Source organism: Patescibacteria group bacterium (assembly GCA_035288465.1).
Taxonomy (GTDB): domain Bacteria; phylum Patescibacteriota; class UBA1384; order DATEAH01; family DATEAH01; genus DATEAH01.
The window spans coordinates 54,442-77,769 of sequence record DATEAH010000009.1; the positions used below are offsets into that span (position 1 = coordinate 54,442).

At 39.7% G+C, this 23,328-nt stretch carries 11 protein-coding genes; 10 read left to right on the forward strand and 1 reads right to left on the reverse strand.

The genetic code is table 11. The features are described from left to right. Positions 1-181: 181 nt before the first annotated feature. The 6 genes from nusA (at position 182) to VJJ80_03485 (ending at position 8,642) form a co-directional block, all read left to right on the forward strand. Positions 182-1,423 (forward strand): transcription termination factor NusA, encoded by a 1,242-nt coding sequence (gene nusA / locus VJJ80_03460; GenBank protein HLC39146.1) that lies wholly within the window; start codon positions 182-184, stop codon positions 1,421-1,423. 90 nt (positions 1,424-1,513) lie between these two features. Continuing rightward, positions 1,514-4,039 carry an ATP-dependent Clp protease ATP-binding subunit gene (locus tag VJJ80_03465; protein ID HLC39147.1) on the forward strand — a complete coding sequence of 842 codons (2,526 nt, stop codon included), beginning with the start codon at positions 1,514-1,516 and terminating at the stop codon, positions 4,037-4,039. A gap of 112 nt (positions 4,040-4,151) precedes the next feature. Continuing rightward, positions 4,152-4,595, forward strand: a complete 444-nt coding sequence (locus VJJ80_03470) for a hypothetical protein (protein HLC39148.1) — start codon at positions 4,152-4,154, stop codon at positions 4,593-4,595. A 256-nt stretch (positions 4,596-4,851) separates the two neighbouring features. Continuing rightward, positions 4,852-6,348, forward strand: coding sequence for a RelA/SpoT family protein (locus VJJ80_03475; GenBank protein ID HLC39149.1), 1,497 nt, complete (start codon positions 4,852-4,854; stop codon positions 6,346-6,348). A 95-nt stretch (positions 6,349-6,443) separates the two neighbouring features. Next, positions 6,444-7,745, forward strand: coding sequence for a histidine--tRNA ligase (hisS, locus tag VJJ80_03480; GenBank protein ID HLC39150.1), 1,302 nt, complete (start codon positions 6,444-6,446; stop codon positions 7,743-7,745). A gap of 15 nt (positions 7,746-7,760) precedes the next feature. Then, on the forward strand, positions 7,761-8,642 hold the full coding sequence (locus VJJ80_03485; GenBank protein HLC39151.1) for a DUF362 domain-containing protein: 882 nt from the start codon (positions 7,761-7,763) through the stop codon (positions 8,640-8,642). Here VJJ80_03485 and VJJ80_03490 read toward each other — a convergent pair. Then, positions 8,639-9,631 (reverse strand): hypothetical protein, encoded by a 993-nt coding sequence (locus VJJ80_03490; GenBank protein ID HLC39152.1) that lies wholly within the window; start codon positions 9,629-9,631, stop codon positions 8,639-8,641. The two genes, VJJ80_03485 and VJJ80_03490, sit on opposite strands and share 4 nt — an antisense overlap. Before the next feature lie 375 nt (positions 9,632-10,006). Here VJJ80_03490 and lexA point away from each other — a divergent pair, with 375 nt between their 5' ends. From lexA to VJJ80_03510, 4 genes are all read left to right on the forward strand, one after another. Further along, a complete protein-coding gene (gene lexA, locus VJJ80_03495; GenBank protein HLC39153.1) occupies positions 10,007-10,627 on the forward strand; it encodes a transcriptional repressor LexA in 621 nt (206 codons plus the stop codon). Positions 10,628-10,929: 302 nt separating this feature from the next. Next, on the forward strand, positions 10,930-11,574 hold the full coding sequence (locus tag VJJ80_03500; protein HLC39154.1) for a DUF1614 domain-containing protein: 645 nt from the start codon (positions 10,930-10,932) through the stop codon (positions 11,572-11,574). 24 nt (positions 11,575-11,598) lie between these two features. Next, complete coding sequence (locus tag VJJ80_03505) at positions 11,599-11,760, forward strand: hypothetical protein (GenBank protein HLC39155.1); 162 nt, start codon at positions 11,599-11,601, stop codon at positions 11,758-11,760. Positions 11,761-11,837: 77 nt separating this feature from the next. Further along, a complete protein-coding gene (locus VJJ80_03510) occupies positions 11,838-23,318 on the forward strand; it encodes a hypothetical protein (GenBank protein HLC39156.1) in 11,481 nt (3,826 codons plus the stop codon). The last annotated feature ends 10 nt before the right edge of the window (positions 23,319-23,328 follow it).

The following is a 23,328-nucleotide window of genomic DNA, read 5'->3' on the forward strand; positions in this document are numbered from 1 at the left end:
TTGCTGAAATTAATAATATTTGATATAATATATGTAAGGAAATTCTAAATACTAAATCCGAAATCCTAAACAAATTCAAAATTCTAATTTCCCAATTTTCTAAACTATTTAGCAGATATAATTTGGGTCATTGAAATTTGTTTAGAGATTAGAAATTAGAATTTGACTCCGAAGGAGCAATGTGGATCCAGAGTTTGTAGCCGCCGTTCGGCAAATTTGTGACGAAAAAGGCATTCAACCAGAACAAGTTTATGAAACCGTCGCTTCGGCGATCGCTTCCGCATACAGAAAAGATTTTGCCAAACCCGGCAATAAGATTGAGGCCGAATTTGATCCAGAATCTGGAAAAGTGCGAATTTTCCAGGTTTTAGAAGTAGTAGAAGAAGTTGAAAATCCGGATCGTGAAATCACCGTTGATGAAGCTAAAAAATATAAGAAAAAGCCCAAAGTCGACGACACCATTCAAATTGACAAAGAGGCCCCAGTTAGTTATGGCCGCATTGCTGCTCAAACCGCCAAACAAGTTGTAATTCAAAAAATCCGCGAAGCTGAACGAAACGTCTTGTTTAATGAATTCAAAGATAAAGAAGGCGAATTGCTCACTGGCGTGGTTCAGCAAATTGAAGGTCGGAATATCATTATTAATTTAGGCCGAGCCAATGGAATCCTTTTTCCCAAAGATCAAATTGCTGATGAAAGATATTATTTAGGACAAAGATTAAAAGTCTATATTGCGGCGGTTGAAGAAACCTCAAAAAATCCGCAAATTCTTTTGTCCCGAACCCATCCAGAAATGATTCATCGTCTATTTGAATTAGAAGTCCCGGAAATTAATTCTGAAGCGGTGGAAATTAAAGCCATTGCCAGAGAAGCGGGGAAGAGATCTAAAGTGGCAGTTTCGGCAAATCAGGAAGGGGTGGATCCGGTTGGTTCGTGTGTTGGTCAGCGAGGCACCAGAATTCAAGCGGTTTTAGCCGAAATTGGTGAAGAAAAAATTGATATCATTCTTTGGGACGATAAAATTGAAAAATATATTGAAAATGCGCTTTCTCCTGCCAAAATTAAAAGCCTTAAGTTAGATAAAAAAAATCAAGTTGCCACCGTCAATGTGGCTGAAGATCAACTTAGTTTAGCCATTGGTCGAGAAGGCCAAAACGTTAGATTAGCTTCAAAATTAACTGGTTGGGAAGTCAATATTCAAAAAGCCGAAGTTGTTGAAGCCAAGAAAATCCAAAAACCCACCGAAGCCAACCCAGCAAGCGAAGCTGAGACCAATTTGAATCCTAAAGATCTCAAAGATATTAAAACACCCAAAAGGGAAGTTTCAAAAATTAAAAGCGCTAAAGTCCCTAAAAAGGCTACCAAAATCAAAAAAGCCAGTGCCAAATCCAAAACTGTCAAAAAAACTGGCAAAAAGGGATAATATACTTTATTATTTTATCAGCTATTTTTCAGTTGATCGGCTTATATTATAATTAATTTTACAAATTAGAAAATATGTTAAGGAGGTAATATGAACGAATTTAATCGATTTTCGGCAGAAGCTAAAAAGATTATTAAAGTTGCTGAAAATATTGCTACTGACATGAACACTCAGACTGGTTCTAACCATATTTTATTATCAATCGCTTCAAGTTCTAATACCGCTTCTGCTGAAGTATTGCGAAATAACGGTATTAATATTGATCGGATTCATTTAGCAATTTCAATTTCAAGATTGAGTAGTTTTGATGTTTTTCCGATTGGCGTCAGCAATGAAACGAAAAAATTAGTTGAAAAAGCCTTGGTTTGGGCAAAGGATTTAGGTTCGTCCATGGTTGAGCCGGATCATCTTTTTTTAGCAATTTTGTCTGAACCTGGTTTTGCCGGATATAAAATTTTAGAAGATTTAGGCATTGACTCGCAATTATTAAAAGAGCAATTACTGTCGATGTTGACTGGGTCCGAAAAAGCGGCAGAATCTGCCTCAAATTCCGAAGAAACAGATGAGGAACCAGTCTCTGGATTTGGTGAATTTGGCAAATTAGGGGAAATATTTGATGAACCATTTTTTGGCCAAGCTCTTCAAGCGATCCGACCTAAAAAAAGCTCAAGTTCGGTTTTGGCAAATTATACTTTAGATTTAACACAAAAAGCTTCAGAAGGCGTTTTAGATCCAATTGTGGGGCGTGGTCCGGAAATTCAGAGAGTTTTGCGGATTTTAAACCGTCGCAATAAAAATAATCCAGTCTTGGTTGGCGAACCAGGAGTGGGTAAAACCGCGATTGTCGAGGGATTAGCCCAAAAAATAATTGCCGGTGACATTCCTAAAAATATTGCCGGAAAGAGAATTTTGGTTTTAGATTTAGCCTTGTTATTAGCTGGTACTAAATATCGAGGTGAATTCGAAGAAAGAATCAAAAAGGTTACCAAAGAAATAATGCAGGCTAAAGATATCATCCTTTTTATTGACGAACTTCACACCATTGTGGGTGCGGGATCAGCAGAAGGCGCCATGGATGCGGCAAATATTCTAAAACCAGCCTTAGCCCGAGGCGATTTACGCTTGGTTGGTGCCACGACTCTTGATGATTATCGAAAATACATCGAAAAAGATCCAGCCCTCGAGCGACGCTTGCAGATGGTGAAGGTGGATGAACCAACCCCTGAAGAAACCCTGCAAATTCTCCAGGGGATTAAAAAAAAATACGAAGAATTTCACCATGTTAATATTAGTGATGAAGCAATTGAGGCTGCGGTTGAGCTATCTGTGCGTTATATTTCTGATCGATTTTTGCCTGACAAAGCGGTGGATTTAATTGACGAAGCCGCCTCTGACGCTTCGTTATATGCTTCACCTCGAAATCCCGAATTGATTAATCTTAAAAAACAGTATAATGAATTAGAAAAGGAAAAAGATCAATTAGTAGCTCGCGAAAATTTCAAAAAAGCCGCTCAAATTAAGATTAAACAGCGCCAGATTCGACAAAAAATCTTACAATCAGGCTCAAAAACTTCAGATATTCATCCGATTATAATTAACAGAACCAATATTGCCAAAGTTGTTTCTGAATGGACCAAAATTCCAGTTTCATCTTTAGTTAAAGAAGAAATTGCCAAATTTAAAAATCTCGAGCAAATTCTCAAAAAGAGAATCAAGGGGCAAGATGAAGCCATAGATACAATTAGCCAAAGCATTAAGAGATCGCGCACAGGTGTCACTGCCGAAACCAGACCTTTAGGCTCATTTATCTTTTTGGGTCCAACCGGTGTTGGTAAAACTGAATTAGCCAAAGTTTTGGCTGAAGAAATTTTTGAATCGTCCGAAGCATTGATTAAGATTGATATGTCTGAATTTATGGAAAAACACAATATTTCCAGATTAGTGGGCGCACCTCCAGGTTATGTTGGCTATGAAGAAGCTGGCAAATTAACCGAATCGATACGTCGCCGACCGTATTCAGTCGTTCTTTTTGATGAAATCGAAAAAGCCCATCCCGATGTGCAGAATATTCTACTTCAAGTTTTAGAAGATGGCTATTTGACGGATGCTCGAGGCAGGAGGGTAAATTTTAGAAATACAATTATTATTATGACCTCAAATATTGGCATGCGTGAATTAACGACTCAAGCCGTGGTTGGTTTTCGAGCCCAGGATAATCGCAAACAGGATTTTCTCAAAAGTTATGAACAAATGAAAGACAAGGTTCTACGCGATTTAAAACAGCAATTTCGACCCGAATTTCTAAATCGTGTTGACAGGGTCGTGGTTTTTAAACCTTTGGGCGAAAAAGAAATTGCCGAAATTGTTGATTTAAGACTCTCGGAATTAATCGAAAGACTGCAAAAAGGACAAGAAATTTTACTGAAATTTTCGCCAAAAGTTAGGGAAAAAATTGCCAAAATTGGTTTTGATCCCGAAAATGGCGCTCGACCAATTCGACGAGCCATTTCTGATTTAGTTGAAGAACCATTAGCTGAAGCGATCTTAGCTGGAGAGATAAAATCTGGCCAAAAAGTATTAGTGGATCTTCGTGGAGATAAAATCGTTTTCAAATAAATAAAATCGTATATCTAAAAAAAATCCCTCTAAGGATGATGGTTATGAAAAGTTGGCCCTAAAGGGAAAAGTAAAAAAATAATAGATTAATGTCGTCTCGTCTGCAAACGCGATGGGGGTCGGCGACAGCAATCAGGTTTTGTGGGATGATGTTTTAAATGACCATTTCGGCCGTTATTTTTGGTTGATTTCGGTTGGGTGGGTTCTAAAGGCTGCATTTGCCACTTATTACATGCAAGCGAATCGGGTCGGAAGGATCGCTTACGAAATGAACAAGACAATTCATCTGTATCAATCGCCATTTGATCTGTGGATTCGCCAGTCCAGACTGATTGAAATTGAATTTGGTGGTGGGCATGAGTGCAGAAACCGCACCGTTTCACCCGATCCCGATGTAGCTGTCTGTTGTCTGACGCCTCCGACGAAGTGGTGCTTGGAACGACTGGCTTTTTCGGCAAGAGCTGTCACCTCTTCTGGAGTTCGCACGGATGTTCTTATTATACCAATTTCCAAATTTTTGTCAATGTCGAAAAAATGGCCGAGGGTTCCAAGATGAACATTTATTTGAATCTCTGACCCGTATCTGTTGACGCCAGCAATAATGCATACGCTGGTTAAAAGACGTGCAATTTGCACAAAGCTTTGTGCGGTGACGCTTAGCCTTAATCCGGTGAACTTTTTTTCTTCTCTTTGAGTTTGGGATTAGATCCACCTCCACAAGAATATCAGAATGTTAATAATATACCCATTTTTTGTTTATTTGTCAAATTGAAATCTTGCCAAATAATTTAAAACGTGAGATAATTTAGCAAATGAATATTAAAATTGATGAAGTTCTCAAAATTTGTGCCAAATACCAAAGCAAGACAGATTTAGAATTAATTAAAAAAGCTTATTTATTTAGTGACCACGCGCATTTTGGGCAAAAACGAAAAAGTGGGGAAGATTATATCCAACATCCTTTACAGCTGGCAAAAACCTTAGCCGAGCTTGGTTTGGATGCTCCCACAATCGAGGCTGGATTATTACATGATACTGTTGAAGATGCTGGAATAAATTTAACGCAGATTGAAAAAGAATTTGGCAAAGATGTGGCGGTTTTAGTGGCTGGCGTGACCCGGGTTTCAAAAGTAAGGTTAAAATCAGATTATGTCGAAAATAATTTAAATCCGCGTGAAAAAAGTCAACTTGAAAACTTACGCAAAATGTTTATCGCCATGTCCGAAGATTTACGTGTCATTTTTATCAAATTGGCAGATAGGCTCCATAATATGCGAACTTTGTATGCCTTGCCAGCTTCAAAAGCCACCAGAATCGCCAGGGAAACTTTAGAAATATACGCGCCAATCGCCCATCGACTCGGAATTGGTGAAATTAAGGGCGAACTCGAAGATTTAGCCTTTCCTTATGTATATCCTGAAGATTATAAAACTGTTAAAAGTTTAGTCGGTGTCAGAAGGCTAGAAAATGAAATATATGTCGATCTCGTCATTTCTAAAATAAAATCAGAACTCAAAAAACGAGGCATTAAATTTACCAATATAAATGGGCGGGCAAAACACCTGTATAGCCTTTTTAAAAAACTTAAAAAACATAACCAAAATATGTCTAAAATTTATGATCTCATCGCGATTCGGATAATCTGTAAAACTGTTTCTGATTGTTACGAAATTTTAGGCGAGATTCATCAATTTTTCAAACCCTTGCCAGGCTATATTAAAGATTACATTGCCATGCCAAAGCCCAACGGTTACCAAAGTTTGCATACGACGGTTTTTGCGCTCAAGGGCCGAATTTGTGAAATTCAAATTAGAACCATTAATATGCACGATCATGCTGAAAAAGGCGTCGCCGCGCATTGGCATTATACCAATAATACTGGCGAAAAAAACGAAATTGAAAAAAGGGGGATTTTTGCGCCGAAAAAAGAAATTGCTTGGATTGCTGATTTGGCGCGCTGGCAGGAAAAATTAAATAATCCCCAAGAATTCAAAAAAGTCTTAAAAATGGATTTTTTCTCAGATCGAATTTTTGTCTTTACTCCTGAAGGCGATGTCAGAAATTTGCCCCAAAGCGCCACCCCGATCGATTTTGCCTATTCTGTGCACACGGAAATTGGTGGTACTTGTCGGGGTGCAAAAGTCAATGGGAAAATGGCTTCTCTGGATTACAAATTAAAAAATGGTGATATGATTGAAATAATCACCGCTAAAAATTCAACTCCGAGGCCAGATTGGTTAAAATTAGTTAAAACTACGCAAGCTCGCTCAAAAATTCGAACTTATCTTAAGAACAAAGGCCTAATTTAAAAATTTTAGACTTGATTTCAGATAAAAAAACGTTTAAAATAAGGCTAAATGAATTAAATTTTATTTATTTTAATTAATTAGGAAAGCGAGGCATTATGCTCTTTCAAGCCCCCAGAGGCTGCAAAGACATTCTTCCTGATGATCAAAAGTACTATCAATTTATTGAGCGAACTCTAGACAAGCAAGCAGAGATTAATGGCTATGAAAAAATTGAGACGCCGTTATTTGAATATGAATCGTTATACAAAAAAGGCACTGGCGAAGGCTCAGAGATTGTTCAAAAAGAAATGTATGAAGTCAAAAGGTTGATTAAAGATGAAAACGAAGATAAAGCCGAAAAAGAACGTTTAATTTTGCGACCTGAATATACACCAGGAGTAATTAGGGCTTTTATTGAGCATGGCATGAAAAACTTACCACAGCCTGTTCAATTATATTATTTTGGACCGGTTTTTAGGTACAATCGGCCTCAAAAAGGGCGACTCAGGCAATTTTATCAATTTGGTTTTGAACAAATTGGTGCGGCCGATCCAGCTACTGATGCGCGCATGATTTCTTTAATGCACTCATTGGCAAAAGCTTTACGCTTAGAAGAAGTGGTCATTTTAATCAATAGTATTGGTTGCAGTACTTGTCGGCCGAATTTGAAAGATTATTTAAAAGATTTTTTCAGCAAGAAAAAAGCCGCTCTCTGCGAAGATTGCAAGTCTCGGCTTGAACAAAATCCTTTTCGAATTTTAGACTGTAAAAATGAAACCTGCCAAAAAATTGGCAAAACTACCCCACCGATTATTGACCATCTTTGTGAAGCCTGCAAAGATCATTTTAAACAAGTTTTAGAATTTTTAGATGAATCTGAAATCCCTTATGATTTGGAACCGACCTTAGTTCGAGGTTTGGATTATTATGCTCGGACAGTTTTTGAAATGGTGATGAAATCAGACAATAAGCGACAAAATTCCTTGGCTGGTGGGGGAAGATATGACGATTTAATCCAAATCTATGGCGAAAGACCCACTCCTGCGATTGGGGTGGCTTTTGGTGTCGAAAGAATCATTGAATTATTAAAAGAACGCCATATTAAGCTCGAAGAAGCCGAAAAGCCCCAAATTTTTATTGCTCAATTAGGCGAAAAAGCCAAGAAAAAAGCGATCGCAATTTTGGAAATTTTACAGCATGAAAATATAATCGCTCGTGCCGCTTTGTCAAAAAATACTCTCAAATCTCAGCTCAGAGTCGCGGATCAACTTGAAGTGCCTATTACTGTCATTATTGGTCAGCGTGAAGTGATGGATGGCACCGCCATTATTCGCGACATGCGCGAAGGTGTTCAAGAAATTGTCGAACAAGAAGAGATTTTAGATCGTCTCAAGCGTAAATTAGAACTAAAAAAATAATATTCTGGAGGGAAATTGTCCTCAAAAGTCGGCATTTCAAGAGGCTCAAATCGTCAGGACAATATTCTGGCGGCCTTAAAGCCTTTGGCTGATGATTTGCGCGAAAAAATCGCTCGCAAAAGACGAGTTGTCATAAAGCCTAATTTAGGTTTTATTAAACATAATTTAGCTAACACACAAGCGGAAGCCGTGGAAGCTGTTTTAATGTTTTTACGCCAGTTTTATTCTAAAAAAATCATAATTGCGGAAAGTACTACCGTGGGAGAAACCGATCGAGCCTATTTTGAATATGATTATGAAGATTTAGCCGACAAATACAATGTGGAACTCCGCGATTTAAATGATGATGATTTTGTCGATTTTAAAATTTATGATGGCAGATTATCGCCAAAATCAGAAATTGGTTTGGCTAAAACCTTAGCAAAATCAGATTTTATTATTTCTGTATGCCCGATGAAAACACACGATTCGGTGATTGTCACTTTGGGAATTAAAAATGTCGCGGTTGGTGCGATTAGGCGAAAAGATCGGTCTAAATTGCATGCCGGTCCCAAAGCGATTAATTTATCAATCGCTAAAATTGCCAAAAAAGTTTGGCCAAGCCTATCTGTTTTAGATGGTTTTTGGGGAATGGAGGGGAATGGGCCAGTTGAGGGCGAAAAAGTTGAATTTAAAACCGCCATAGCAAGTCTTGATGCCATGGCCGCTGATGTGATGGGCACGATTTTAATGGGTTATAATCCGCAAGAAATTGGTTATTTATCAGAATTAGCAAATCAAAAAATGGGCACTGCTGACCCATTAAAAATGATTATAATGGGGGGAAATTGGCGAACGATGGTGAGAAAATTTAAACCCCACGAATCATATCAGCAACAACTCAAGTGGCAAACTTAACACGTTTTATTAAGTTCTAAATAGGCGAGCGTCCAATACGAAGAAATAAAAGCATTTGTAGGACCTGAAATCACGGCCATCACTAACAGTAAGAGCACAAAAGCACAAATTGCGTAGATGATAGTTGCGGTAGTGCCAAAAATAAAATATAACGCCACCCCAATCCCGGCAAATAATCCGCCAATTATCAAAAAGCAAATTCCAATTATTATCCCCACAATTAAGCCCAAGATAACAGAAATTAGCCAAATTAGGCTAGTTTCTTTTAGTTTAACCCGAATTGCTCCAAAAGCTTTACCAAGCGCCTCGGAAGCTGATATTTTATCAATCACGATCATTCGTAGGCCGTATTGTCGAATAATATCCAAAATAATCATCGCTAAAATCATTGGCAAAATGACAATTACCATCCAAATAATACCAATCGCATAAATATTTACTATAAACGAGAAAATTACCGGTAAACCTACCAAAAAAATTAAAGCCAGCCCCATTAAAGCTAAAAATAAATCTAAAAATATTACTTGCCAAAAAACATGGTAACCTTTTTTTATGCAACTCGCAAAATCACTTTTGTGGTCGTGCTCTATTTCTTTTACGCCCCAAACCAAACCAGCCTGAGCCACGCGCGAAATGACTATAACCGCGATCGTAATTAAAATAATTATTGCCAAAATAATAATAATCGTTAACCAATGCGCTTCAAGCCAATTGCTGATCCCTGTTAAGGTATCAGTATTATTTAGGCTAATTTTATTGCCTAAAACACGCTCTTTTATGTTTTGCGCCGTGGTAGTGGGATATGTGGGCGCGGTATTGCCATTGTTTTCCCAGATTTTTTTAAATTCATTATAATCTGCAGAGCTAAAATTACCGAAATTAAAATTCGAGCCAGATTGAGTCAAAGCCGCCAAAATTCCCAAGATCCACAAAAATTTGTTTTTGGTAGTAATTAGAAATGCTTTTTTAACAATTCCAAAATAGTTCAAAATAATTCCTTTCAACTATATTATAACAGATTTGTCAAATTATTATAATTTAAAACAATGATTGTTCAAAAAAGTCAATTCTTGACAAGATTTGTCATAGGATTATACTAAAAATAGATGTATAACATTGTGTATAACTTTTAATTTTGATAATTTAGTCGGCGAGTTTAAGGTTGCCCCTCCTTCTTAAACTCGCCCATAGAATTATCAAAGTAAATCAAATCCGAAGCACTAAATCCGAAACAATTTCTAAATCACAAAATCGCAAATCATAAACGAGTTTAGAATTTGAAAAATTAGAATTTAAAATTTGTTTAGAAATTAGATATTAGAAATTATGATTTCTCCGTCAAAAGAGGGCAAAGGAGGTTTAAAATGCCCAAAACCATTACTAAAAATCAAAAGAAAATTTTAGAACTAATTCGTTTGGCCCTCGAAGAGTATGGTGAAGCGCCGACCATCCGAGAATTAATGATGGAAATTGGCGCCAAATCGCCCAGAACCATTTCTCATCACATTGAGCAATTGGAAAAATCAGGTCTGATCAAAAGAACTGGCGAAGCGAAAAGAAATATTATTCTCACCAAAAATGATCCCAAAAATCCTTTTCGAGATTTAGTGCGAGTGCCCTTGGTTGGTTGGACTGCTGGTGGGGAAGCGATTTTTTCTGAAGAAAATATTTTAGATTGGATTTCGATTTCCACGAGATTTTTTAAAGCCCCCTCAAACGATGTTTTTCTGCTCAAAGTACGAGGCAATTCAATGAGCCCAAAAATTGATGATGGCGATATTGTGATTGTTAAAAAACAATATACCGCTGAGCCAGGTCAAACCATTGTCGCTCTTTTAGGTGCGGAAACGACCGTCAAAAAGTATTTACCCCGCGAAGACCATATTGTTTTACAGCCAATCAATGAAAATTTTGAGCCAATTGTAGTTTTCCCCGATGAACTCAGAATTCAAGGCGTAATCCAAGGCGTGCTTAAATATTGTTGAAAACTATGCTTGCAAACTTTATTAAATTATATATTATAATAGGTATAGGGACTAATAATTGATTCGAAGTATAAAGGTATTAATGATTGTTATTATTAGGATCATCATTGTCAGTGCTGTAATCTTTGCTGTTTTGGGTTTTTTATTCTCCATTTTTCAGTGGCTACCTCATTTTCCAGGAGATACCTTTTATACTCGTGAAAATTTTACCTTTTATTTTCCGGTTATTACCTGCGCGGTTATATCAATTTGCGCCGCCGCCATTTTGTGGTTAACCAAAAAAATATAAATTTGAGGTCATTGTGTTTCCATTATCATTTATCCTGCTATTAATCCTCGCTATCCCGTTCCTTTTTTTGGTGTTAAATTATCATATTTCTGAATTAGCTTTTGTCAAATTGGGAATTCCCGCCAATCTTATTTTTGCCGTTTTTATCCTTTCATTACTGGGCGGTTTAATTAATATTCCGATTTCAAAACGAAAAATTACCCAAAAAGATGAATTACCACCCTTAATGTCAATGTTTTTTTATTATCCACCACGAATGAGAGAGCAAATCATTGCCATAAATGTCGGCGGCGCCATTGTCCCGATTTTAATTTCAATTTATTTATTCAAATTTGCCCCAATTGTGCCAGTCATAATTGCCACCACTATTATTACGATTTTAACCAAATTTTTAGCCAGGCCAGTTCCAGGAATTGGGATCGCCATGCCCGCGTTTATCCCGCCGATTGTGGCAGCGGTTTTAGCGATGTTGCTCGCCCATAATCAAAATCCGGCCGCCGTGGCCTATATCTCTGGAGTGATCGGAACCTTGGTGGGTGCAGATTTGCTAAACTTAAATAAAATTAGCAAAATGGGCGGCTATGTCCTTTCCATTGGTGGCGCCGGTGTTTTTGATGGAATTTTCTTAATTGGCGTTATCGCCGCATTATTAGCTTAAATTAATAATTATATAAGGAGGTAGATGAAAAAGAAACAAATTGCGGGAGTTTTGGTTGTTTTGTCTGGATTAGCCATCATTTTAGCTTTCATTGGTTCACTAAATTATGATTTATGGTTAGCTTCAACTCAATGGTTGCTGATTGGTATTGCCTTGGCTGCTTACGGTATTTACGCCAAGTTATAAAGGCTGAGTTTATAATGTAGAATTTATCTGCTGAATTCCAATTATTTCATGAATTAAAAAGAGAGGGAGGGGTTATAATGCCCTTTGAGATTCAACCAAGTTTTATCTTGATAATTTTGGCATTTTTAGGTATTTTTGTTTTTTGGTATCCAAAAACAAGAGTTCTAATTATAAAATATTCTAAATTATTTTGGAAAATTATCTTAATTTGTCTAAATAATCTTTCAAAATTGTATAAAATAATAAGTATTTATTGGGAAAAATACATTTTTGTCTATTTCCGAACACGAGAAAAAGAGCAAATCCGTGGACTGACAAAAATTGCAATTATTCTCATTATTTTTTCCTTTATTCTCAATTCATTTGGCCTTGAACCCGACAGTCCCCAAAAAGCAGTCGCCGGCTATCAATGGACGCCTTCGGGGGGAAGTGTTATTACCGGGAGTGAATATAATACCCAAGATGCAATTGCCAACACGCCTTCATATCGGGCATTAATGTCTAGCGATGATGTCCGCTGGCTGACAAAATATGATCCTGCCGCAGGTTTAGATAAACGGACCTATATTGATGGGGTTCAGCTTCAGGGCGCTAACAAAATGTTTATCACTTATGAAGGTTACGCCAGTGATGCCGCCGGAAATTATACGGTTGAGATTTATGATAACACTGATTTTGTTTGGCGGACTTTAAATTGGCGCGGCACTGCTTTTACTAATACCAGTGACTCAACTTATACTTTTGAAATCTATAATGGTTTTTGGCAATCAGGCGGAAATCCGGTTAATACGCCCTTGTCTCGTTTTGTGACCGGAGATGCCAATAAGAGAGTCTCTATTCGAGTTTATTCGGCCGTAACTGGCGGCAGAATTCATTATTGGGACCGGCTGCAAGTTGAAGTTGGCATTGATCCGGTTTATTACACAAACTCTTTAACTAAATTAAATGGCTGGACAGGGGCAATTACCAATGATTATACCTGGACTAATTATGCCGATGACCAAAGAATGGTTGCCGCAAATCAAGCCGGAACGCCTTTGGATTTTTATCTTTCATACACCGGAATCCAAACATACCCTAGCGCTAATACTATCTTTGTTGATTTTCAAGGCTCAGTTTCAAACGCGGCCCTAACTTATCAGCTTCAAATTTATAATTTTACCGGTTTAAGCTGGGAAAATTTAAACACCACCCTGCTTGCCAATACTACTGAAACAAGTTATTATTTTGCTAAAAATAATGTCACACTTGCAGATTATATTTCTGCTAATGAAGCCAGAATTAGGATTTATACCGCTACTGGCAATACCTACACCTTAAGCGCAGACCGGGTTTATATCACTGTCGGCTCAACTAATACTGACCAAGGTTTGTGTCAGGTTTCTTTTGGCACAGAAGCTGGCGGGACAAATTGTTCAAATACTCGAACGATTGATACTTCAAGCGCCGAGAGTACTTGGCAGCAGACCACAGCGACTACCGCCGCCGCTGGTTATTACCCGGGAGATTACGCTGGAACCTGGGGAACTAATTATTCGGCGTCTGCTAATCTTTCGGTGCCAATTACCATTCCAGACAGTACCGCGGTGACTGGGATTAAATACACGGCTAGATTTCGTTCAAATGTGACCACCAACACGATGATGCCAAGCCTAAAAGATATGTCTGGGATTAATACCTCTGTGGTCGGGACAGGCTATGCCGCACCCGGGGGTTGGGTTGATGTTTCAGCTTCAAATGCATTAACGACTTATTCCACTTTAGAACCAGCCGCTTATACTCTTTCAACTTCATCAGAAGATTTTATTAATACTGAAAGCGATCTTGCGAATATACGCATGCGAACCTCAGCCAGCACTGCTACCGGAAGCGTAACGAGGGACTGGGATTTTGCTTTAATTGCGATTCGATGGCTTGCTGATGACACTGTCGCGGCCGATAATCCCCAATATGTAGCCACATCTGGGTCTCTCCAAACCGGGACAGCGGTTGCAGTTGGCGCGACAAATACCGCATCATATTCCGGCACATTAAATTCTGAAAATTATTACTGGCAAAACCAAAATTCAGCTTCTGGTTTGGATGTTCGGGTCAACATCGATGGTGTTAAACTCAACAATGCCAACAAAATGATTATTACTTATGAAGGCATGGTTTCAAACGCGGCTTTAGTATATTATGTGCAAATCTATGATAATACCAACTCTTTATGGCGAACCTTAAATGACCGAGGAGCAGCCCTCACCAGTATTACGGAATCAAGCTATTATTTCTCGATCTTTAATGGTTTCTGGGGAGCAGACACTCCCTTATCAAACTTTATCACCAGTGATGCCAACAAACGGGTTCAACTAAGAATCTATTCTGAATATAAGGGTACTGCCTATACTCAATCTATAGACCGACTTCAACTTGAAGTAGCCACTGACCCAATTTACTGGGCTAAAGACCAGACAGTTTTAGCGGGTGGAGATGGGGCAGTGACTAGTACCGGAACTAATGCCAGAGCCTTTGATATTACTAAAGATTCCTCTTATACGTATGCAGTAGGATATTGCGGAAATGATTGGTGCATAGAAAAAAGAAGAATTTCTGACGGAAGTTTAGTCAATGATTTTGGCAATAATGGTTTGGTTATTGGTACAATATCGAGCAATAATGCGACTGCGCTTGCGATTGACGCAACTTATATGTATATTGTCGGGAATACTGGTGGATTTCCAAGTAATTTTTATTACGAAAAAAGAAACCTTATTGATGGTAATCTAGATTTAGGTTTTGGGACTAACGGTGTTATTACCGGTGATCCCGATAGTAATATGGCTACAAGTATTGTCATTGATAATAGTAATATGTATGTGATTGGATACGACGATTCAAATAATTTACGCATTGAAAAAAGATCATTAACTAATGGCACATTAGATGCAGGTTTTGGTACCAATGGTGTGATCACTGGCGATCCATCAAGCAATATCGCTGAAGATATAGCCATAGATAATGAGTTTATGTATGTGGTAGGAGCTGATGACACTCCGGACTGGCGAATCGAGAAACGTTATTTATCTGACGGCGACCCGGATGTAACTTTTGGCATTAATGGGGTGAAAACTAGTGACGCCGCCAGTAAATATGCTTTTGCAATTGCGATTGACGCGACTCAAATGTATGTGGTGGGTCAAGATGAAACGCCGGATATTCGTATTGAAAATAGATTGCTTTCTGATGGCAGTTTGGATTTGACTTTTGGTTTAAATGGGGTGAAAACTAGCGACGCCGCAAGTGTTGTCGCCCAAGATATTGCCATTGACGACCAATATATGTATTTGACAGGGTCCAACACTACCCCGGACTGGCGAACTGAAAAACGCCTCTTATCTGATGGCAGTTATGATTTAGGTTTTGGTACTAACGGTGTTGCGACTAGTGCCTCAGCGAGTGACTACGCTTTTGGTATCGTGATTGATGCAAATGATATGTACATCGCCGGTAGTGAATACGCAGCCGATTGGCAGTGGCGGGTTGAAAAAAGAAGTTTATCTGACAGCTCTTTAAATACAATTTATGGAAGTCTTAATAATAATTACAAATTTACTCATCCGGCGGCTGGCAGCGCCATCTCTACTGGCGGTTCAGATGACCAAAGGATGACTTTTGCCAATCCTTCAGGTGCCTCTTTTGATTATTATCTCACCTTTGGCAATGTGACTAAATACACTGGTGCGAATGCGATTCTGGTCTATTATGAAGGCAACACCTCTACTGCCAGTTTAACCTATAAAATTAAAATCTATAATTTTACCACTCCAGGCTGGGAAGATTTATCTAGCACTGTTTTTGCTAATACTTCAGATACTGCATATCAATTTGCCAAAGCTCCCATTGCCAATCTTGATGATTACATCTCTGATGGCAATATCAGGATTGGTTTTTACACCAATACCACTCAAGCTGGTACTTTTTCTGTTGATTACGTTTATGCCACCCTGGGTAGCGTGATTTCCGATGCTGGCAATTCTGAATTAACTTTTGGCGCCACCAATGGCGGCTCTTCATCATTAAATAGCCAATCCATAGATACAAGTTCAACCTCGCCTTCTACCTGGCAGATAAATACTTCAAATACCGGTGCAAATCCTTATGCTTCAGATTGGGCAGGACAATATAGTGTCAATCAGCAAGCCACCGCTTTAATTGATTTTTCAACTACTTTAGGGAATAATACCCCCACCACTGGTATCAGATATGCTTTTCGGATGTTAACTGCTTCCACCAGTTTGACTTGGCAAGGGTATCAACAAGATTATTCGGGATTAATCGGCACTGTTGGCGGTTGGTTAGCAGCTGGTACAACCAATAGTTCCGATTCAACATATACATATACCGAAGGCTGGAATGGCACCACTTTTAGAAATAATGAAAATTATCTCAATACTTTCGAAAATACCTTGAATTTAAAATTAAAACCGACTGCCAGTACCCGAGGTACCCAGTTAACCACCAATTGGGATTTTGCTTTTGCCTCTTTGCGTTGGTATGAAAATTCAGCCAACGCCCATTATAATTTTCAACTCACCCCAACCAATAGCAGTATTACTTTAGGTTCAGATATCGATCCTCAAGATGCGGTGCAAAATGTTGGTTCTTGGCGGGCCGCCTTAGCTTCAGATGATAATAGATGGGTAATTAAAAATGACCCTACCGCCGGACTTGATGCTAGAATCAGCCTTGATAATATTGACTTAAACTCCGGCAACAAAATGATGATTACTTATGAAGGCTCAGTCTCATATGCCTCAGCTTATTATTTTGTCCAAATTTATGACAATGTAAGTTCGGTTTGGCGAACTTTAAATGACCGAGAAGTAGCTTTAAATAATACCACCGAAACTAGTCCATATTATTTTTCAATTTTCAACGGTTACTGGAATGATGGCGGGGGTTCTGTTAACGCGCCTTTGAGTAATTTTATCACCAACGATGCCAATAAACGGGTTCAGATTAGATTTTATTCGACGACGAACATTGTTGGATTTACCTTAGCAATAGACCGTGTGCAGGCCGAAGTCGCGACTGATCCGGTTTATTGGCCAAGTAATTTTAATTTATCAAGCGGCAGTGATGGGATTATGGATGGCGTTGTCGCTAGTGATAGCATTCGCGCTATGGCGAAGGATACCAGCTATATGTATGTGGTAGGTAATGATAGCACTCCTGACTGGCGAGTTGAAAAAAGAAGTTTAATAAGCGGCAGTTTGGATACTGGTTTTGGCACCAATGGCGTAGCCACCGGCGCTTCGGCAAGCAACTGGGCTTATGCCATTGCTATTGATGCTAACTTTATGTACGTTGCAGGGGGTGATAGTACTCCTGATTTGCGCATTGAAAAACGCAGATTGTCTGATGGCAGTTTAGATGTAGGTTTTGGCACCAATGGCGTGGTTACTGGAGCATCGTCTAGTAATGGAATTTCGACCATTGCCATTGATTCTACCTATATGTATGTGGCTGGGTGGGATAGCACTCCTAATTGGCGCATTGAAAAACGCAGCTTGTCTAATGGCAGTTTAGATTTAGGTTTTGGCAATAATGGCGTCATTACCAGCGATTCGGATGGCGATTATGCTCAAGCTATTGCCATTGACACTAATTTTATGTATGTGGCGGGAATAACCGGCGCTCCTAATTGGCGCATTGAAAAACGCAGCTTATCCGACGGCAGTTTAGATTTAGGTTTTGGCACCAATGGCGTAATCGCTTGCGACCCAGCAAGCAATGATCTGGGGGGGATTGCTGTAGCTGCCGGTTTTATGTATATAGCAGGTTTTGATGACACTTTTAATTGGCGCATTGAAAAACGCAACTTATCCGACGGTACTCCGGATAATGGTTTTGGCACCAACGGTGTCGTCACCGGCGACCCGGCGAGCAACAGGGCTTATGCCATTGCCATTGATGCTACCTATATGTATGTAGCGGGACGCGATGAAAATACTAAATGGCGCATTGAAAAACGCAACTTATCCGACGGTACTCCGGATAATGTTTTTGGCACCAACGGTGTCGTCACCGGCGATGTAACCAGTTTTGTTGCTTTTGCCATTACTATTGATGCCAGCAAAATATATACGGCAGGTTCTGATTGGGTGGGTAACTGGCACATTGACAAAAGAGCTCTTTCTGACGGTGCCTTAGATACATCTTCTGGCTCAGGTTTTGGCAATGTTGATTATAATACTTACAAAGCCACTCATCCAATTGCCACGACAGCAATTTCTTCGGGCGGTTCGGATGATCAATACCTAGCTGTTCAGAATATCTCTGGTCAATCGTTTGACTTTTATCTGACTTTCGGCAATGTTGCCACCTATACCGGTGCTAATGCCCTTTTTGTTTATTATGAAGGTAAAACCTCAGCGGCAGGTTTAACCTACAAAATTAAAATCTATAATTTTACTACCCCCGGCTGGGAGGATTTATCAGCCACGGTTTTTGCTAACACCACTGATACAGCCTACCAGTTTGCCAAGGCTCCGATTGCAAATCTCGATGACTACATTTCGGGCGGGAATATTCGGATTGGTTTTTACACACCTTCCACCACAGCTGGGAGCTTTAGTATTGATTATCTTTATCTGATGCCGGGTTCAGTGATTGACAATGCCGCTAATTCGGAAATATCTTTTGGCACAGAAGCGGGCGGTACCGCCGCCACCGGGACGCAAAGCTTGGATACAAGCTTAGGAGCAGGCGCCGAAAATTATTGGGGAGTCACCACCGCGACAACTGCCACTAATCCTTATTTTGGCGACTGGTCAGGAACCTACAGCACAAATGATAACGGCGCCGCTAATATCTCCTTTCCGGTGACAATGCCCGCCAACGCTAAAGTGACTAACACCAGGTCTGTGGCAAGGTATTTGTCTAATTCAGCCGCAAACACGATTGAATACGCTTTTAAAGATTATGGCGGAGCTTTGGGAACAACCGGCGGTTGGGTTGATCCGGGCGCTGTCAGCAATAACTCTTCCACTTATTCTATAAATTACTATCGGCAAACCACAAATCCCGAAGATTTTATCAATACCTCAACTAACAAAATGAACATGAAAATCAGAACCACCGCCAGCACTGATGCTAATTTGGTCACTTACCGCTGGGATTTTGCTTTCGTCACTTTTGCTTGGACAACCGAAGAAGATCACCCTTCGGGTTCTCATCAATTCACCGGTACAGGCGGTTCTTTAGAAGTTGGGATAGGCATGGCGTTGTCATCAACTAATTATGGCAGCTGGCGCGGGACTTTAGCGTCTGATAATGGTTACTGGCAAAACCAAAATTCAGCTTCGGGTTTAGATGTGCGAGTCAGCATCGATGGTGTTAAACTCAACAATGCCAACAAAATGATTATCACTTATGAGGGCATGGTTTCCAACGCGGCCTTAACTTATTATGTCCAAATATATGATAATACCGCTGGTTTCTGGCGGACCCTAAATGATCGAGGCGCCCTATTAACCAGCACCACCGAATCAACTTATTATTTCTCCATCTTCGACGGTTTTTGGGGTTCAAGTACTCCCTTATCAAACTTTATCACCAGTGATGCCAACAAACGAGTTCAATTAAGAATCTATTCCGAATATACTGGCACGGCCTACACCCAATCTGTTGACCGATTCCAACTTGAGGTTGCCACGGATCCTGTTTATTGGGCTAAAGACCAGACAGTCTTGGCGGGTGGAGATGGGGTAATTACTAGTGCTGCTGATGGCTATGAAGCCACTGATGTTGCCAAAGATGATACCTATATGTATGTGTTTGGAAACAATGAATCTTTTGATTGGCGGGTTGAAAAAAGAAAGTTATCCGATGGCACCCTAGATGTTGGTTTTGGTAATAATGGTGTTGTTTCAAGCCCGGGAGCAAGTAATTATGCTGAAGCCATTACTATTGACTCGACTTATATGTATATCGTAGGTAGTAATTGGACAACTGAGGACAAAATACGAGTTGAAAAACGTCGTTTGTCTGATGGTAGCTTAGATATGAGCTTCGGCACAAATGGTGTAATTTTAGGTGATTCAAGTAGTTCTTATGCTTACGCCATTGATGTTGACTCAACTTATATGTACATAGTTGGAACTGATGACACTCCTGACTGGCGAATTGAGAAACGTTATTTATCTGATGGCAGCTTAGATTTAAGTTTTGGGAATAATGGTATTATCACTTGCGATCCTTTAAGTTATGCAGCATTAGCAATTATTATTGATAATAATTTTATGTATATTACCGGGAGAGATGAAACGGCAGATTGGCGCATTGAAAAAAGGGCTCTTTCAAATGGTGATTTAGATTTAGGTTTTGGCGATCAAGGTGTAATCACCGGTGACCCGGCAGGTTTCGCGGCTAATAATCTTGCCATTAATGACACGTATATGTATGTCGTTGGAAATATCCCAACCCCTGATTGGCGCATTGAAAAAAGAGCTTTACTTGATGGTAGTTTGGACTTAAGTTTTGGCAATAATGGTGTTATTTCAGGTGATCCATCCAGTAATACTCCATATGATATTACTATTGATTCAAATTATATGTATGTTACCGGAGATCAATGGGCGGCTGGATATGACTGGCGAATTGAAAAACGAGCCCTCTCAGACGGTGCTCCAGATTTAGGTTTTGGCACCAACGGGGTGATCACCGGTGATGTAGCCACATATCGGTCTTATGGCATTGTTAAAGACTCAAATGATATGTATGTGGTTGGGGGTGACGGTTCTGATTGGCGAATTGAAAAACGAGCCCTCTCAAATGGTGCCCTAAATACTATCTTTGGCAGTCTTAATAATAATTACAAATTTACCCACCCGGCGGCTGGCAGCGCTATTTCCACTGGCGGTTCAGATGATCAGAAGTTGGCTTATGTCAATCCTTCAGGTGCCTCTTTTGATTATTATTTAACTTTTGGCAATGTCGCTACTTATACTGGCGCAAATGCAATTTTGGTCTATTACGAGGGTATGACTTCCACCGCTAGCCTTACCTACAAACTTAAGATATATAATTTTACTAATTTGAACTGGGAAGATTTATCCTCAACTGCTCTTGTCAATACGGCAGATACTGCCTATCAGTTTGCCAAAGCGCCCATTGCAAACCTCGATGATTATATCCAAGGCGGCAATATCCGGATTGGTTTTTATACCTCTACCACCCAAGCCGGCACTTTTTCTGTCGATTATATTTATGCCACCCTGGGCAGTGTGATTTCTGATGCGGGGAATGCCCAAATCTCTTTTGGCTCAACTGACGGTTCAAGCGCTTTAAACACCCAAAACCTCGATGCTTCTTTAGCCAGTCCTGCTGTTTATGGCGTAAATACTGCCACCACTGCCGCCAGTTTTTACGCGAATGATTATGCACCAGGTCTATATAATGTTGCTCAAAATGGGGCCGCGAATATCAATTTTAACATCACACCCACTAATAATACTTTTGTGACCGGTATTCGATATGCGGCGCGTTATCGTTCTAATTCAACTTTACTGACAGTCCAGCCTAATGTTTTTGATTACAGCGGTTTACTTGGGGTATCAGGCGGCTGGTTAGCGGTCGGCACCACCAATGCCCTTACTACCTATACTTATTCTGAAGGTTTTCATAATGCCACGAATAATAACGCTTGGGGTTTTAATAACGATCTTTCTAATATGCGTTTGAGAACTACCGCCAGTACTTTAGGCACCCAAACGGCAATGGGCTGGGATTTTGCCTTTATGAGCATACGTTGGAGTGAGGTTGAGCGAATAGTGACGGTTGGTACCACTGGCACTCAAACTGCCGATATGGATATTCCTTCCTCCAATAATTATGTCGGCGGCGCTTTTACTTTTATTCGGGATGCTAGCACCGCTAATATTACTTCAATTACTATTTCTGAAACAGGTTCAGTCTCTGCCAATGCTAATCTGGCTAATTTAGACCTTTATTATGAAACTGCCGATATTTGTAATTATAATGGGAATGAAACACTTTTTGGCACGGCGGCTAATTTTAATGCCTCGGAAAAAGCGACCGTGACTGGAACAATGGCGGTAGGCACGTCCCAAATCTGCGTATATCCGGTTTTGGATGTAGGGGCTGGCACTGAAAATGGCCAGATCATGGAGATAGAAATTACAAATCCTTCAACCGACGTGGTAGTTTCTTCCGGAATTGTCAGTCCTGATACTGTAGTGGCGATTGCTGGCCTCACCACTTTAGGCAATAATCCGCCTAATAACCCGGCTAATTTAGTCCAGCTAAAAACCGATAATACCGTAATTTCCACCGGCGGCTGGACCAATGAAACTTCAGTCAAATATACTGCCACGGTCACTGATCCCAACAACGATCAAATTAGATTGTGTGTCGAAAAAGACCCGCTTGGAACAGGTTTTAGTGGTACCGAAGATGCTTGCGGTGATTTGGTGGCTTCTGGCTCAACCGCTAATGTCACTATTTCTACTCAAACTGATAATACCCAATACCACTGGCAAGCCCGAGCCAAAGATGATCAAGATGAATATTCTTCCTGGGTTTCTTATGGCGGCAACGGTGAAAATGAACGAGATTATGGTCTTGATGCCAGTCCTCCAACCAATGATTCCTTAACCTTTACTAATCCTTATGCTGGGGTCGGAAACAGCGCTGTGGCCGATGATACTACTTCTTGGAATTTTCAAGCAAAAGTGACAGAATTGGCCGGAGTGGGTAACATTGATTATGTCGAGATTCGTTTTGCAAATTCTTCGGATAACACCCAGCCTTATGATTCTTTGAAATTGCGCTGGACCGAAGCTACAGACACTTTTACTGAAATAACCGATGTGCAAGATACTGCCATCATCACCTCAATCGCGGCTGATTCAAATGCGGTTGACAATCAGTGGACATTGGATTTCAAAATAAAATTTAATAATAATTTTTCTCTCAAAGATACTAATTACAACGTTGAACTTTATGCAGTAGACGATCTTAGCAATGCTGATAATGATGATTATTCAAATCTATATCAAGTAACCGCCCTATCACTGTCCTTAAATCTTGATTCTAACAGTCTAGATTTTGGCAGTTTAGCTCCTGGGACACCCAAAACTTCAACTTCCATTTCAACCGTGACCACCAATGCGCCTAACGGTTATGATTTGAAAATTCATGATGATATTGTCGGCAACAATTCAAGTTTAAGACATACCGATTTGATGACATATATTATGGATTATTTAGGGACGATTAATGCGCCAACGCCATGGAGCGGAACGGGTTTGGGGATATGCGTTTATTCGGCAACTAATAAAGAGGCAAAGTGGGGATTGGGAATTTCTGAAGCTGATATCAATAATCGTTATGCCGGCATCCCCCAAGTCACAGCTACAATTCACAATAAAACGAGTAGCCCAACCTTAAACGATCAAACCAGAATCGGCTATAAATTAGATGTGCCGAATACCCAAAAACCTGGTACGTATTCTGGCAACGTCACGTTTACAGCGACCGCACTTTTATTTTAATTTTGTTTTA

Excerpts from the sequence above, each read along its gene's own strand:
- VJJ80_03465 (HLC39147.1), top strand. The coding sequence starts at position 1,514 with ATGAACGAATTTAATCGATTTTCGGCAGAAGCTAAAAAGATTATTAAA.
- VJJ80_03470 (HLC39148.1), top strand. The coding sequence starts at position 4,152 with ATGGGGGTCGGCGACAGCAATCAGGTTTTGTGGGATGATGTTTTAAAT.
- VJJ80_03475 (HLC39149.1), top strand. The coding sequence starts at position 4,852 with ATGAATATTAAAATTGATGAAGTTCTCAAAATTTGTGCCAAATACCAA.
- hisS (HLC39150.1), top strand. The coding sequence starts at position 6,444 with ATGCTCTTTCAAGCCCCCAGAGGCTGCAAAGACATTCTTCCTGATGAT.
- lexA (HLC39153.1), top strand. The coding sequence starts at position 10,007 with ATGCCCAAAACCATTACTAAAAATCAAAAGAAAATTTTAGAACTAATT.
- VJJ80_03505 (HLC39155.1), top strand. The coding sequence starts at position 11,599 with ATGAAAAAGAAACAAATTGCGGGAGTTTTGGTTGTTTTGTCTGGATTA.
- VJJ80_03510 (HLC39156.1), top strand. The coding sequence starts at position 11,838 with ATGCCCTTTGAGATTCAACCAAGTTTTATCTTGATAATTTTGGCATTT.